Raw genomic sequence first — 14308 nt, forward strand, 5'->3', positions numbered from 1 at the left:
GATTTACGATATAGTAATTTTTTCTTTACGATTGCTGTAAAAAATAATCCACAACACATGCACAATGGTTCGCTATGTCACATAACACCCGACCTCTGAATCGACAGGACTACAAAACCCTCACGCTCGCTGCTCTGGGCGGCGCGCTGGAGTTTTACGACTTCATCATCTTTGTCTTCTTCGCCGCCGTCGTGGGGGCGCTGTTTTTCCCGGCGGATATTCCTGAATGGCTGCGTCAGGTGCAAACCTTCGGCATTTTCGCTGCCGGGTATCTGGCGCGTCCGCTGGGCGGCATTGTAATGGCGCACTTTGGCGATCTGGTTGGGCGCAAGAAGATGTTTACCCTCAGCATCCTGCTGATGGCCGTGCCGACGCTGGCGATTGGCCTTTTGCCTACCTATGAGTCGATGGGCATTATCGCCCCGTTATTGCTGCTGCTGATGCGTATTCTCCAGGGCGCGGCCATCGGCGGGGAAGTGCCGGGCGCGTGGGTGTTTGTCGCTGAGCACGTCCCGGTGCGCCGCATCGGCATTGCGTGCGGAACGCTGACCGCAGGACTGACGATTGGGATCCTGCTTGGCTCTGTGGTTGCAACCATCATCAATACCGGCATGACGCAACAGGCCGTTCACGACTGGGGCTGGCGTATCCCGTTCCTGCTGGGCGGGGCGTTTGGGCTGGTGGCAATGTACCTGCGACGTTGGTTGCAGGAGACGCCAGTATTTCTGGAAATGCAGCAGCGGAAGGCGCTGGCGCAAGAATTGCCGGTAAAAACCGTAGTAGTGCGGCATAAAAAAGCGGTAGTCGTGTCGATGCTTCTGACCTGGCTGCTGTCTGCGGGTATCGTGGTGGTCATTTTGATGTCGCCGGTCTGGCTGCAAAAACAGTACGGTTTTGCGCCTGCTGTGACGTTACAGGCGAACAGTATCGCGACAATTATGCTCTGCTTTGGCTGTCTGGCCGCGGGACTGGCGGCGGATCGTTTCGGTGCCAGCGTGACCTTTATTGTCGGCAGCCTGCTGCTGGCCGCGTCGAGCTGGGCATTCTACCATCTTGCGGGCAGCCATCCTGAACAGTTGTTCCTGCTGTACGGCATCGTCGGGCTGTGCGTGGGCGTCGTTGGCGCCGTACCGTACGTAATGGTCCGCGCCTTCCCGCCGGAGGTACGCTTCACCGGCATCTCTTTCTCTTATAACGTCTCGTATGCCATTTTCGGTGGGCTGACCCCGATTGTGGTCACGGTGTTGATGGGACTGTCACCCCTTGCACCTGCATGGTACGTGCTGGCGTTATCGCTGATGGGGCTGGTATTGGGGATGTGGCTTCGCCAGTCAGAGGGATGTCGTGCCCGCGACGCGGGCACGACAGAGGGATCAGTGTTTTTCACCAATCGGTAATACGGTGCGGCCGAACTGCTCGTTCAGCACTTCACCCATTGCCAGGTAGATAGCGCTTGCGCCGCACACCAGACCGACCCAGCCGGCAACGTGAACGATGCCTTCGTTATCCGCCAGGTGACCCGCGGCAAGCAGAGCGAACAGCACGGTCAGGCTCAGGAAGACGAATTGCAGCGCGCGGTTCGCCTTCAGGGTGCCGAAGAACATGAACAGGGTGAACACGCCCCACAGTCCCAGGTACACGCCCAGGAAATGGGCGTTTGAAGCATCTGCCAGGCCCATTTTAGGCATCAGCAGAATGGCGACCAGCGTCAGCCAGAACGAACCGTAAGAGGTAAAGGCGGTTAAGCCGAAGGTATTGCCTTTCTTATATTCCAGCAGGCCCGCGAAAATTTGCGCGATACCGCCGTAAAAAATGCCCATCGCCAGGATTACGCCGTCCATCGGGAACATCCCGATGTTGTGCAGGTTCAGCAGAATGGTGGTCATGCCAAAACCCATCAGGCCCAGCGGAGCCGGATTAGCCAACTTAGTGTTGCCCATAAGTCCTCAAAAAAATCATCATTAATATGGTGAAATGGTTAAACCCGCGCCAGTTCTACCTGACGGGGCGCGGCATCATAATGGGCGGCATCGGCGCCGTCTATGATCTCATCGGGGTGAAATTAAAAAATTTTTTATCCTTCCCCCTTGATGGATGCCGTTGTGACCCCATCTTGTAAGCAACCGCAGTGTGTGGACCTGAAAAAAATCAAATCTGGGCAGTTGAAAAAGCACGTTCTGCCCTTATTACAGGTACACAACCACATGTTGACTGAATTTTTAGTGGAGACGTTTAGATGGGTAAAATTATTGGTATCGACCTGGGTACTACCAACTCTTGTGTAGCGATTATGGATGGCACTACTGCACGTGTGCTGGAGAACGCCGAGGGCGATCGCACCACGCCTTCTATCATTGCTTATACCCAGGATGGTGAAACTCTGGTTGGTCAGCCGGCTAAACGTCAGGCAGTGACAAACCCGCAAAACACCCTGTTTGCAATCAAACGCCTGATTGGCCGCCGCTTCCAGGACGAAGAAGTTCAGCGTGACGTTTCCATCATGCCTTACAAAATCATCGCAGCCGATAACGGCGATGCATGGCTTGATGTGAAAGGCACCAAAACTGCACCTCCGCAGATCTCTGCTGAAGTGCTGAAGAAAATGAAGAAAACCGCGGAAGATTACCTGGGTGAACCGGTAACTGAAGCTGTTATCACCGTACCTGCTTACTTCAACGATGCTCAGCGTCAGGCAACCAAAGATGCTGGCCGTATCGCAGGTCTGGAAGTAAAACGTATCATCAACGAACCAACCGCAGCTGCGCTGGCTTACGGTCTGGATAAAGAAGTTGGTAACCGTACTATCGCGGTTTACGACCTGGGTGGTGGTACCTTCGATATCTCTATTATCGAAATCGACGACGTTGACGGCGAAAAAACCTTCGAAGTTCTGGCAACCAATGGTGATACCCACCTGGGTGGTGAAGACTTCGATACCCGTCTGATCAACTACCTCGTTGACGAGTTTAAGAAAGATCAGGGCATTGACCTGCGTAACGACCCGCTGGCCATGCAGCGCCTGAAAGAAGCCGCTGAGAAAGCGAAGATCGAACTGTCTTCCGCTCAGCAGACCGACGTGAACCTGCCGTACATCACCGCAGACGCGACCGGTCCAAAACACATGAACATCAAAGTGACCCGTGCGAAACTGGAAAGCCTGGTAGAAGACCTGGTGAACCGTTCTATCGAGCCACTGAAAGTTGCATTGCAGGACGCTGGCCTGTCCGTGTCTGATATTCAGGACGTTATCCTGGTAGGTGGTCAGACCCGTATGCCAATGGTTCAGAAGAAAGTTGCTGAATTCTTTGGTAAAGAGCCACGTAAAGACGTGAACCCGGACGAAGCGGTTGCTATCGGTGCTGCGGTTCAGGGTGGTGTTCTGACGGGTGAAGTGAAAGACGTACTGCTGCTGGATGTTACTCCGCTGTCACTGGGTATCGAAACCATGGGTGGCGTGATGACTCCGCTCATCAACAAAAACACTACTATCCCGACGAAACACAGCCAGGTGTTCTCCACCGCTGAAGACAACCAGTCTGCGGTAACCATCCATGTGATTCAGGGTGAGCGTAAGCGTGCGGCGGATAACAAATCTCTGGGTCAGTTCAACCTGGACGGTATTAACCCGGCACCACGCGGCATGCCACAGATCGAAGTCACCTTCGACATCGATGCTGACGGTATCCTGCACGTGTCTGCGAAAGACAAAAACAGCGGTAAAGAGCAGAAGATCACCATCAAGGCATCTTCTGGCCTGAACGAAGCGGAAATCGAAAAAATGGTTCGTGATGCCGAAGCTAACGCGGAATCCGACCGTAAGTTCGAAGAGCTGGTTCAGACCCGTAACCAGGGTGACCATCTGCTGCACAGCACCCGTAAGCAGGTTGAAGAAGCGGGCGATAAACTGCCAGCGGAAGACAAAACTGCGATCGAAACTGCACTGAGCGCGCTGGAAACGTCTCTGAAAGGCGAAGACAAAGCGGACATTGAAGCGAAGATGCAGGAGCTGGCACAGGTTTCTCAGAAGCTGATGGAAATCGCTCAGCAGCAGCACGCACAGCAGCAGGCGGGCGCTGATGCTTCCCAGAACAACGCGAAAGACGACGATGTTGTCGACGCTGAGTTCGAAGAAGTGAAAGATAAAAAATAATCGCCCTGATGCAGGGTAATTAATCGGCACGGGCGTAGGAGTATTCTCCACGCCCGTGCTCGCATGTTAAGGGGCTTAAAAAAACCAATGGCAAAGCAAGACTATTACGAGATTTTAGGCGTTCTGAAAACTGCGGAAGAGCGTGAAATCAAAAAGGCATATAAGCGCCTGGCCATGAAATTCCACCCTGACCGTAATCAGGGTGACAAAGAGGCTGAAGCCAAATTTAAAGAGATTAAAGAAGCCTATGAAGTCCTGACCGATGCACAAAAACGTGCGGCTTATGACCAGTATGGTCACGCGGCCTTTGAACAGGGCGGCATGGGCGGCGGTGGATTTGGTGGCGGCGGCTTCGGCGGCGGCGCTGATTTCAGCGACATCTTTGGCGATGTATTTGGCGATATCTTCGGCGGCGGTCGTGGTCGTCAGCGCGCGGCGCGCGGCGCAGATCTGCGCTATAACATGGACCTGACACTGGAAGAAGCGGTTCGTGGCGTAACCAAAGAGATCCGTATCCCGACGCTGGAAGAGTGTGACGTTTGCCACGGCAGCGGCGCGAAAGCGGGGACTCAGCCACAGACCTGTCCAACCTGTCACGGTTCCGGTCAGGTGCAGATGCGCCAGGGCTTCTTCGCGGTGCAGCAGGCCTGTCCGCATTGTCATGGTCGCGGTACGCTGATTAAAGATCCGTGCACCAAATGCCACGGTCACGGTCGCGTGGAGAAAACCAAAACGCTGTCCGTTAAGATCCCGGCAGGCGTGGATACGGGCGACCGCATCCGTCTGGCAGGTGAGGGTGAAGCTGGCGAGCACGGCGCACCGGCAGGGGATCTGTACGTTCAGGTTCAGGTTAAACAGCACGCCATCTTCGAGCGTGAAGGTAACAACCTGTATTGTGAAGTGCCGATCAACTTTGCGATGGCGGCGCTGGGCGGCGAAATCGAAGTGCCGACCCTGGACGGTCGCGTTAACCTGAAAATCCCTGGCGAAACCCAGACCGGGAAGCTGTTCCGCATGCGCGGCAAAGGCGTTAAATCCGTTCGCGGTGGCGCGCAGGGTGACCTGTTATGCCGCGTGGTCGTTGAAACGCCGGTCGGCCTGAACGACAAGCAGAAACAGCTGCTGAAAGAGCTTCAGGAGAGTTTTGGTGGCCCGACGGGTGAGAAAAACAGCCCGCGCTCCAAAAGCTTCTTCGATGGCGTCAAAAAATTCTTCGACGATTTAACCCGCTAACCTGCCAGCTGGTTACTATCCTTTAAAGCCCGGAAGCGATTCCGGGCTTTTTGCTTTATAGCGTTATTCCTCGGTTAAACTGAATCTATAACCAATATTAATCTGTTTTTACCGATCTGTTTGCGCTGATATTATGGTTTTACCGAGGTATTGTTGTAAAAGAGAGTTTAAACGTGAAATTACTACACCGTTTCTTTAGCAGTGAGGCATCCGGCGGCGTCATCCTGATTATTGCTGCTGCAGCCGCCATGCTGCTCGCCAATATGGGCATGACGCGCGATCTCTATCACGCATTTCTGGAAACCCCCGTCGAGCTGAAGGTCGGGGCGCTGGAAATTAACAAGAACATGCTGCTGTGGATCAACGATGCGCTGATGGCGGTGTTCTTCCTGCTGGTAGGCCTGGAGGTCAAACGTGAGCTGGTGATCGGTTCTCTTGCCAGCCGTCAGCGCGCGGCGTTTCCGGTGATCGCGGCGATTGGCGGGATGATCGTTCCCGCGTTGCTCTTTCTCGCGTTTGCGTGGCAGGATCCGATTGCGCGTGACGGCTGGGCGATCCCGGCCGCAACGGATATCGCGTTTGCGCTCGGGGTCTTAGCCTTGCTCGGTAGCCGCGTCCCGGTAGCACTGAAAATTTTCCTGATGGCGCTGGCGATTATCGATGACCTGGGCGCTATCGTGATTATCGCGCTGTTCTACACCAGCGATCTGTCGGTTCTGTCGCTGAGCGTGGCGGCCGTGGCTATTGCGGTGCTGGCGTTGCTGAACGTCTTCAACGTCCGACGCACGGGTATTTATATTCTGGTGGGGATGGTGCTGTGGACGGCGGTGCTGAAGTCTGGCGTGCATGCCACGCTGGCGGGCGTCATCGTTGGCTTCTTTATTCCGCTGAAGGAGCAGGACGGCAAATCGCCTGCCAGACAGCTGGAGCATGTGCTTCATCCGTGGGTGGGCTTTATGATCCTGCCGCTGTTTGCATTTGCCAACGCGGGTGTTTCCCTGGCCGGTGTTACCCTGGACGGACTCACCTCTGTGCTGCCGCTGGGTATCATCGCTGGTTTGTTTATCGGTAAGCCGCTGGGTATCAGCCTGTTCTGCTGGCTGGCGCTGAAGCTGAAGCTGGCGTCATTGCCAAACGGAACCACCTTTAGTCAGATTATGGCCATCGGCGTGCTGTGCGGTATTGGATTCACCATGTCGATCTTTATCTCGACGCTGGCGTTTGGTGCCAGCGCGCCTGAGCTTATCGTCTGGGCGAAACTCGGCATTCTTATCGGGTCGTTACTGGCCGCGGTTATTGGTTATACCTTGTTGAAGGTGAAGTTGTCCGGACAGGCTGTCCAGGCATAACAGGAAACCGGGAGAAGGGAAGCCTTCTCCCGATAAACTATCAGGGAGTGAAAACGTGATGTCTCATTTGAACTATAACCATCTCTATTACTTCTGGCATGTCTACAAGCAGGGCTCGGTCGTGGGAGCGGCAGAGGCGCTCTACCTGACACCACAAACTATTACCGGGCAAATCAAAGCCCTGGAAGAGCGCTTACAGGGCAAGCTTTTTAAGCGGAAAGGACGTGGCATTGAGCCGAGCGAGCTGGGCGAACTGGTGTTCCGCTATGCGGACAAGATGTTCACCCTGAGCCAGGAGATGCTGGATATCGTTAACTATCGCAAAGAGTCGAACCTGCTCTTTGACGTGGGCGTGGCGGATGCGTTGTCCAAACGGCTGGTAAGCGGTGTGCTGGATGCGGCGGTGGTGGAAGATGAACAGATTCATTTACGCTGCTTTGAGTCCACTCACGAGATGCTGCTGGAACAGCTGAGCCAGCATAAGCTGGATATGATCATTTCGGATTGCCCAATCGACTCCACGCAGCAGGAAGGCTTGTTCTCGGTGAAAATTGGCGAATGCGGCGTCAGTTTCTGGTGCATTAATCCGCCGCCGGAAAAACCGTTTCCTGCCTGCCTGGAAGAGCGCCGCCTGCTGGTGCCGGGTAGGCGGTCTATGCTCGGACGTAAGCTGCTGAACTGGTTTAACTCGCAGGGGCTGAACGTGGAGATCCTCGGTGAGTTCGACGATGCGGCTTTGATGAAGGCTTTTGGCGAGGCGCACAACGCTATCTTCGTTGCCCCGACGCTGTACGCGCACGATCTCTATTCAGACGACAAGATTACCGAGATTGGCAGGGTGGATAACGTGATGGAAGAGTATCACGCCATATTCGCCGAAAGGATGATTCAGCACCCGGCGGTGCAGCGAATCTGCAACCGCGACTACTCGGCGCTGTTTACGCCGCCGGCAATCTGAAGACATAAAAAAACCCGCGTTAAGCGGGTTCTTTCAAACAAGCAACAACAAGTAGCGATTAAGCCAGTTTGTTGATCTGCGCGGTCAGGTTTGCTTTATGACGCGCTGCTTTGTTTTTGTGGATCAGACCTTTAGCAGCCTGACGATCCACGATTGGTTGCATTTCGTTAAATGCGTTCTGCGCTGCAGCTTTGTCGCCTGCTTCGATTGCTGCGTATACTTTCTTGATGAAAGTACGCATCATAGAGCGACGGCTTGCGTTGTGCTTACGAGCCTTTTCAGACTGAACGGCACGTTTCTTAGCTGATTTGATATTAGCCAAGTCCAACTCCCAAATATGTTCTATGTGGACAATTCAAAGGCCGAGGAATATGCCCTCTTTGCCTTCTTTTGTCAATGGATTTGTGCAAATAAGCGCCGTTAATGAGCGACGCTACGTTACGTAGTGATGGCGCAGGATTCTACCAGCTTGTCTTTCGTGAATACAGCCTTTCGGCATAAAAATCGCAGTTCTCGGGCAGATTTTTTTGCTGTGAAAGGGCAGCCTGATGAAATCATACGGCTTTCTGTTTCGCGTGAACAATCGCCGGTTAACCTTAACCGCCGTACAAGGTATACTTTGGCGATTTTCACTGTTTTGAGCCAGTCATGAAGCTGATACGCGGCATACATAATCTCAGTCAAGCCCCGCACGGGTGCGTACTGACCATTGGTAATTTTGACGGCGTGCATCGTGGGCATCAGGCGCTGTTGCAGGGATTGCGTAAAGAAGGGGAGGCGCGTGGCCTGCCCGTTGTGGTGATGATTTTCGAACCGCAGCCGCTGGAGCTGTTTGCCGGCGAGAAATCCCCCGCGCGGCTGACGCGTCTGCGTGAGAAGTTACGCTACCTGGCGGAGTCCGGCGTGGACTACGTCCTGTGCGTACGCTTCGACCGTCGGTTTGCCGCGCTGACCGCACAAAACTTTGTCAGCGATCTGTTGGTCAGGCAGCTTGGCGTGCAGTTTCTCGCCGTGGGCGATGATTTCCGCTTTGGCGCTGGTCGTCAGGGCGATTTCTTGTTATTACAGAAGGCTGGCCTGGAGTACGGGTTTGACGTCACCAGTACGATGACCTTCTGTGAGGGCGGGGTGCGCGTCAGCAGCACGGCGGTACGTCAGGCGCTGGCGAACGATGAACTGGACACGGCAGAAACGCTGCTGGGTCATCCGTTCACAATTTCAGGTCGTGTGGTCCATGGCGATGCGCTGGGCCGCACGATAGGTTTTCCGACGGCGAATATACCGCTGCGTCGTCAGGTCTCCCCGGTTAAAGGGGTCTATGCGGTGGAAGTGGCAGGACTGGGTGAGAAGCCTTTCTACGGTGTTGCCAACATTGGTACACGTCCAACGGTTTCCGGTGTGCGTCAACAGTTAGAAGTACACCTGCTGGACGTTGTAATGGACCTCTACGGTCGCCATATAGATGTGATACTGCGTAAAAAAATACGCAATGAACAGCGATTCGCTTCGCTGGATGAACTTAAGGCGCAAATCGCGCGAGATGAATTAACGGCCCGCGAGTTTTTTGGGCTTTAGAACCGGCTTAACTGCCTACGTGATAAATACGGAACCGAGAATCTGATGAGTGACTATAAATCAACCCTGAATTTGCCGGAAACAGGGTTCCCGATGCGCGGCGATCTCGCCAAGCGCGAACCGGGAATGCTGGCGCGTTGGACTGATGATGACCTGTACGGCATCATTCGTGCAGCCAAAAAAGGCAAAAAAACCTTCATTCTGCATGATGGCCCTCCCTATGCGAATGGCAGCATTCATATTGGTCACTCTGTAAACAAGATTCTGAAAGACATTATCGTGAAGTCCAAAGGACTCGCGGGATATGACTCGCCTTATGTTCCGGGCTGGGACTGCCATGGTCTGCCAATCGAGCTGAAAGTGGAGCAAGAGTACGGTAAGCCGGGTGAGAAGTTCACCGCCGCAGAGTTCCGCGCGAAATGCCGCGAATACGCTGCCACCCAGGTAGACGGTCAGCGCGCTGACTTCATCCGTCTGGGCGTGCTAGGCGACTGGTCGCACCCGTACCTGACCATGGACTTCAAAACCGAAGCCAACATTATCCGTGCGCTGGGTAAAATCATCGGTAACGGTCACCTGCATAAAGGCGCTAAGCCGGTGCACTGGTGCGTGGACTGCCGTTCTGCGCTGGCAGAAGCGGAAGTAGAGTATTACGACAAAACCTCGCCTTCTATCGACGTGGCGTTCGAAGCGGTCGATCAGGATGCGATCAAAGCTAAATTTGGCCTGCCAGGCGTAAGCGGTCCAGTCTCGCTGGTTATCTGGACCACCACCCCGTGGACGTTACCAGCCAACCGTGCCATTTCCCTGTCCGGTGAGTTTGAGTACGCGCTGGTACAAATTGATGGTCGCGCGGTTATCCTGGCAAAAGATCTGGTTGAAAGCGTGCTTAAACGCGCGAACATCACCGATTACAGCGTGCTGGGCACCGTAAAAGGCGACGCGCTGGAGCTGATGCGCTTCAAACACCCGTTCCTGGACTTCGACGTTCCGGCGATCCTGGGCGACCACGTCACGCTGGACGCGGGTACCGGTGCGGTGCATACCGCCGGCGGCCACGGTCCTGACGACTACAACATCAGCCTGAAATACGGTCTGGAAATCGCCAACCCGGTCGGTCCGGATGGCTCTTACCTGCCTGGCACCTACCCGGCGCTGGACGGTATCAACGTCTTTAAAGCCAACGACATCATCGTTGACATGCTTCGCACCAGCGGCGCGCTGCTGCACGTTGAGAAAATGCAGCACAGCTATCCGTGCTGCTGGCGCCATAAGACCCCGATTATCTTCCGTGCGACCCCGCAGTGGTTCGTCAGCATGGACCAGAAAGGCCTGCGCGAGCAGTCTCTGAAAGAGATCAAAGGCGTGCAGTGGATCCCGGACTGGGGCCAGGCGCGTATCGAATCCATGGTGGCTAACCGTCCTGACTGGTGTATCTCCCGTCAGCGCACCTGGGGCGTGCCGATGTCGCTGTTCGTGCATAAAGAGACGCAGGAACTGCACCCGAACACCCTGGAACTGATGGAAGAGGTGGCGAAGCGCGTTGAAGTTGACGGCATTCAGGCGTGGTGGGATCTCGATTCCCGTGACATCCTGGGCGCTGACGCGGACAACTACGAGAAAGTGCCGGATACCCTGGACGTGTGGTTCGACTCCGGGTCTACCCACTCCTCCGTGGTTGACGTGCGCCCTGAGTTCGCCGGTCACGCTGCCGACATGTATCTGGAAGGCTCCGACCAACACCGCGGCTGGTTCATGTCATCCCTGATGATCTCCACCGCCATGAAGGGCAAAGCACCTTACCGCCAGGTACTGACCCACGGCTTCACCGTGGATGGTCAGGGCCGTAAGATGTCCAAATCCATCGGTAACACCGTTTCTCCGCAGGACGTGATGAACAAGCTGGGCGCGGATATTCTACGCCTGTGGGTGGCATCCACCGACTACACGGGCGAAATGGCGGTGTCTGACGAGATCCTGAAACGTGCTGCTGACAGCTATCGTCGTATCCGTAACACCGCGCGCTTCCTGCTGGCGAACCTGAACGGGTTTGATCCGGTAAAAGACATGGTGAAGCCGGAAGAGATGGTGGTGCTCGATCGCTGGGCGGTAGGCTGCGCGAAAGCGGCACAGGAAGATATTCTGAAAGCCTATGAGTCTTACGACTTCCACGAAGTGGTGCAGCGCCTGATGCGCTTCTGCTCCATTGAGATGGGGTCGTTCTATCTCGACATCATCAAAGACCGCCAGTACACCGCGAAAGCGGACAGCGTGGCGCGTCGTAGCTGCCAGACCGCGCTGTTCCACATCGCAGAGGCGCTGGTACGCTGGATGGCGCCGATCATGTCCTTCACCGCAGATGAAATCTGGGGTTACCTGCCGGGCGACCGTGAGAAGTATGTCTTCACCGGCGAGTGGTACGAAGGTCTGTTCGACCTCTCCAGCACTGAAGCAATGAACGACGCCTACTGGGACGAGCTGCTGAAAGTGCGTGGCGAAGTGAACAAGGTAATCGAGCAGGCGCGCGCTGACAAGAAAGTCGGTGGCTCTCTGGAAGCGACGGTGACCCTGTACGCAGAGCCTGAGCTGGCCGCGAAGCTGACCGCGCTGGGCGATGAATTACGATTTGTCCTGTTGACCTCCGGTGCGAAAGTTGCGGATTATGCCGAGGCATCTGCTGATGCTCAGCAGAGCGAACTGCTCAAAGGACTGAAGGTCGCACTGAGCAAAGCCGACGGTGAAAAATGCCCGCGTTGCTGGCATTACACTACCGATGTCGGCCAGGTGGCGGAACACGCAGACATCTGCGGACGCTGTGTAAGCAACGTCGCCGGCGACGGCGAAAAACGTAAGTTTGCCTGATGAGTAAAACTCTCTGTTCAACAGGACTGCGCTGGCTGTGGCTGGTGGTAGTGGTGCTGATTATTGATTTGGGCAGCAAGTTCCTGATCCTCCAGAATTTCGCTCTGGGGGATACGGTCCCGCTGTTCCCGTCGCTTAACCTGCACTACGCCCGCAACTACGGCGCGGCGTTTAGTTTCCTTGCCGACAGCGGTGGCTGGCAGCGTTGGTTCTTCGCAGGTATCGCAATGGGTATCTGCGTCGTGCTCGCGGTGCTGATGTACCGCTCGAAGGCCACGCAAAAGCTGAATAACATCGCCTACGCGCTGATCATTGGTGGCGCACTGGGTAACCTGTTTGACCGCCTGTGGCACGGCTTTGTAGTCGATATGATCGACTTCTACGTCGGCGACTGGCACTTTGCGACCTTTAACCTCGCCGATAGCGCAATATGCGTTGGTGCAGCGTTAATCGTGCTGGAAGGCTTCTTGCCTAAACCGGCCGCGAAAGAGCAGGTGTAACAAAACCAGCCGGGTGACGCGTAGCGATCCCGGCCTACAGAATTTGTGGCCCCCGTAGGCCCGGTAAGCGTAGCGCCACCGGGCAACAGGTGACCCAAAACAAGCGAGCAATTTGCATGTCTAAATCCGTACAGAGCAACAGCGCGGTTCTCGTTCATTTCACGCTGAAGCTGGATGACGGCTCCACGGCCGAGTCCACCCGCAACAATGGCAAACCGGCGCTGTTTCGTCTGGGCGACACCTCCCTGTCTGAAGGCCTCGAACAACAGCTTCTCGGGCTGAAAGAGGGTGAGAAAAAAGCGTTCTCACTGGAGCCGGATGCGGCATTCGGTGTGCCAAGCCCGGATCTGATTCAGTACTTCTCGCGCCGTGAGTTTATGGATGCGGGTGAACCGGAGATCGGGGCGATTATGCTCTTTACCGCTATGGACGGCAGCGAAATGCCTGGCGTGATCCGCGAAATCAACGGGGATTCCATCACCGTTGACTTCAACCATCCGCTTGCCGGGCGTACCGTTCATTTTGATGTAGAAGTGCTGGAGATCGATCCGGCGCTGGAGGACTGAAATGCAGATCCTGTTGGCTAACCCGCGCGGTTTTTGCGCTGGTGTAGACCGCGCTATCAGCATTGTTGAAAATGCGCTGGAGATTTACGGCGCGCCGATTTACGTGCGTCACGAAGTGGTGCACAACCGCTACGTGGTCGACAGCCTGCGCGAGCGCGGTGCGATTTTTATCGAGCAGATCAGCGAAGTGCCGGACGGCGCAATCCTCATCTTCTCCGCGCACGGCGTATCCCAGGCCGTACGTAACGAAGCCAAAAGCCGCGATCTGACCGTATTCGATGCCACCTGTCCGTTAGTGACCAAGGTGCATATGGAAGTGGCGCGTGCAAGCCGTCGTGGTGAAGAGTCGATTCTGATTGGCCATGCCGGTCACCCGGAAGTTGAAGGCACCATGGGTCAGTACAGCAACCCGGAAGGGGGTATGTATCTGGTTGAGTCGCCGGAAGACGTTTTTACGCTGAATGTGAAAAACGAAGCGCGTCTGTCGTTTATGACCCAGACGACGCTTTCCGTGGACGACACCTCAGACGTGATTGACGCCCTGCGCCAGCGCTTCCCAAAAATCGTCGGGCCGCGCAAAGATGATATCTGCTACGCAACCACCAACCGTCAGGAAGCCGTGCGCGCGTTGGCTGAACAGGCGGACGTGGTGCTGGTGGTCGGTTCAAAAAACTCCTCTAACTCTAACCGTCTGGCCGAACTGGCGCAGCGTATGGGGAAAGTGGCGTTTCTGATCGACGACGCAACGGACATTCAGGAAGCGTGGGTGAAAAACGCGGCCTGCGTCGGTGTTACCGCAGGTGCTTCAGCGCCAGATATTCTGGTGCAAAACGTCATTGCCCGCCTGCAAGAGCTGGGTGGTGGCGAAGCGGTGCCGCTGGAAGGCCGTGAAGAGAACATTGTCTTTGAAGTGCCGAAAGAGCTGCGAATCGACGCCCGCGAAGTGGAATAATTTCTTTTCTGATGAAAGGCCAGCACCTTCTGTGCTGGCCTTTTTTTTGCTTCGTATCTTATCGTGACGACAAAATCATGTCTTTTACTGATATCTGAGTCGGTTTCACGTTAAATTCTAATTATTGGTGTTTTCAGTTGGCAGCCTTAGCGAAGGCTGGTTA

Annotated in this window: 12 protein-coding genes and 1 pseudogene; 11 read left to right on the forward strand and 2 right to left on the reverse strand. The window is 55.2% G+C overall.

What is annotated here, in order from left to right; translation table 11 throughout:
- The first annotated feature begins 74 nt into the window (after nucleotides 1-74).
- Nucleotides 75-1397, forward strand: a complete 1323-nt coding sequence (locus ACNQ0T_RS11660; RefSeq protein ID WP_417930062.1) for an MFS transporter — start codon at nucleotides 75-77, stop codon at nucleotides 1395-1397.
- On the opposite strand, the gene satP is transcribed toward ACNQ0T_RS11660, so the two are convergent.
- Nucleotides 1374-1940: an acetate uptake transporter gene (satP, locus tag ACNQ0T_RS11665; protein WP_022647004.1), complete on the reverse strand. Its 567-nt coding sequence runs from the start codon at nucleotides 1938-1940 to the stop codon at nucleotides 1374-1376. The two genes, ACNQ0T_RS11660 and satP, sit on opposite strands and share 24 nt — an antisense overlap.
- Nucleotides 1941-2236: 296 nt before the next feature.
- Between satP and dnaK the strand changes: the two genes are divergently transcribed.
- The 4 genes from dnaK (at nucleotide 2237) to nhaR (ending at nucleotide 7690) form a co-directional block, all read left to right on the forward strand.
- Nucleotides 2237-4150: a molecular chaperone DnaK gene (dnaK, locus tag ACNQ0T_RS11670; RefSeq protein ID WP_006810169.1), complete on the forward strand. Its 1914-nt coding sequence runs from the start codon at nucleotides 2237-2239 to the stop codon at nucleotides 4148-4150.
- An 87-nt stretch (nucleotides 4151-4237) separates the two neighbouring features.
- A complete protein-coding gene (dnaJ, locus tag ACNQ0T_RS11675; RefSeq protein WP_417930064.1) occupies nucleotides 4238-5383 on the forward strand; it encodes a molecular chaperone DnaJ in 1146 nt (381 codons plus the stop codon).
- A gap of 173 nt (nucleotides 5384-5556) precedes the next feature.
- The gene (nhaA, locus tag ACNQ0T_RS11680) at nucleotides 5557-6732 is read left to right on the forward strand and encodes a Na+/H+ antiporter NhaA (RefSeq protein ID WP_045621246.1); all 1176 of its coding nucleotides are present in this window, start codon (nucleotides 5557-5559) and stop codon (nucleotides 6730-6732) included.
- A 58-nt stretch (nucleotides 6733-6790) separates the two neighbouring features.
- Nucleotides 6791-7690 carry a transcriptional activator NhaR gene (nhaR, locus tag ACNQ0T_RS11685; RefSeq protein WP_003856462.1) on the forward strand — a complete coding sequence of 300 codons (900 nt, stop codon included), beginning with the start codon at nucleotides 6791-6793 and terminating at the stop codon, nucleotides 7688-7690.
- Nucleotides 7691-7748: 58 nt separating this feature from the next.
- On the opposite strand, the gene rpsT is transcribed toward nhaR, so the two are convergent.
- Nucleotides 7749-8012, reverse strand: a complete 264-nt coding sequence (gene rpsT, locus ACNQ0T_RS11690; RefSeq protein WP_003856458.1) for a 30S ribosomal protein S20 — start codon at nucleotides 8010-8012, stop codon at nucleotides 7749-7751.
- 101 nt (nucleotides 8013-8113) lie between these two features.
- Between rpsT and ACNQ0T_RS11695 the strand changes: the two are divergent.
- The 6 genes and pseudogenes from ACNQ0T_RS11695 to ispH all read left to right on the forward strand — a co-directional run bounded on the left by ACNQ0T_RS11695 (nucleotide 8114) and on the right by ispH (nucleotide 14145).
- A pseudogene (locus ACNQ0T_RS11695) lies at nucleotides 8114-8331 on the forward strand (DUF2575 domain-containing protein).
- 7 nt (nucleotides 8332-8338) lie between these two features.
- Nucleotides 8339-9265 carry a bifunctional riboflavin kinase/FAD synthetase gene (gene ribF, locus ACNQ0T_RS11700; RefSeq protein ID WP_023299293.1) on the forward strand — a complete coding sequence of 309 codons (927 nt, stop codon included), beginning with the start codon at nucleotides 8339-8341 and terminating at the stop codon, nucleotides 9263-9265.
- A gap of 45 nt (nucleotides 9266-9310) precedes the next feature.
- On the forward strand, nucleotides 9311-12127 hold the full coding sequence (ileS, locus tag ACNQ0T_RS11705; RefSeq protein WP_038415308.1) for an isoleucine--tRNA ligase: 2817 nt from the start codon (nucleotides 9311-9313) through the stop codon (nucleotides 12125-12127).
- Nucleotides 12127-12627, forward strand: coding sequence for a signal peptidase II (gene lspA / locus ACNQ0T_RS11710; protein WP_023299295.1), 501 nt, complete (start codon nucleotides 12127-12129; stop codon nucleotides 12625-12627). The genes ileS and lspA overlap by 1 nt, the downstream gene beginning before the upstream one ends.
- A gap of 116 nt (nucleotides 12628-12743) precedes the next feature.
- A complete protein-coding gene (fkpB, locus tag ACNQ0T_RS11715; RefSeq protein ID WP_022647009.1) occupies nucleotides 12744-13193 on the forward strand; it encodes an FKBP-type peptidyl-prolyl cis-trans isomerase in 450 nt (149 codons plus the stop codon).
- A 1-nt stretch (nucleotide 13194) separates the two neighbouring features.
- Nucleotides 13195-14145: a 4-hydroxy-3-methylbut-2-enyl diphosphate reductase gene (gene ispH, locus ACNQ0T_RS11720; protein ID WP_417930066.1), complete on the forward strand. Its 951-nt coding sequence runs from the start codon at nucleotides 13195-13197 to the stop codon at nucleotides 14143-14145.
- Nucleotides 14146-14308: the final 163 nt, after the last annotated feature.

This window comes from Enterobacter cloacae complex sp.6700776, assembly GCF_048284255.1.
GTDB lineage: Bacteria > Pseudomonadota > Gammaproteobacteria > Enterobacterales > Enterobacteriaceae > Enterobacter > Enterobacter intestinihominis.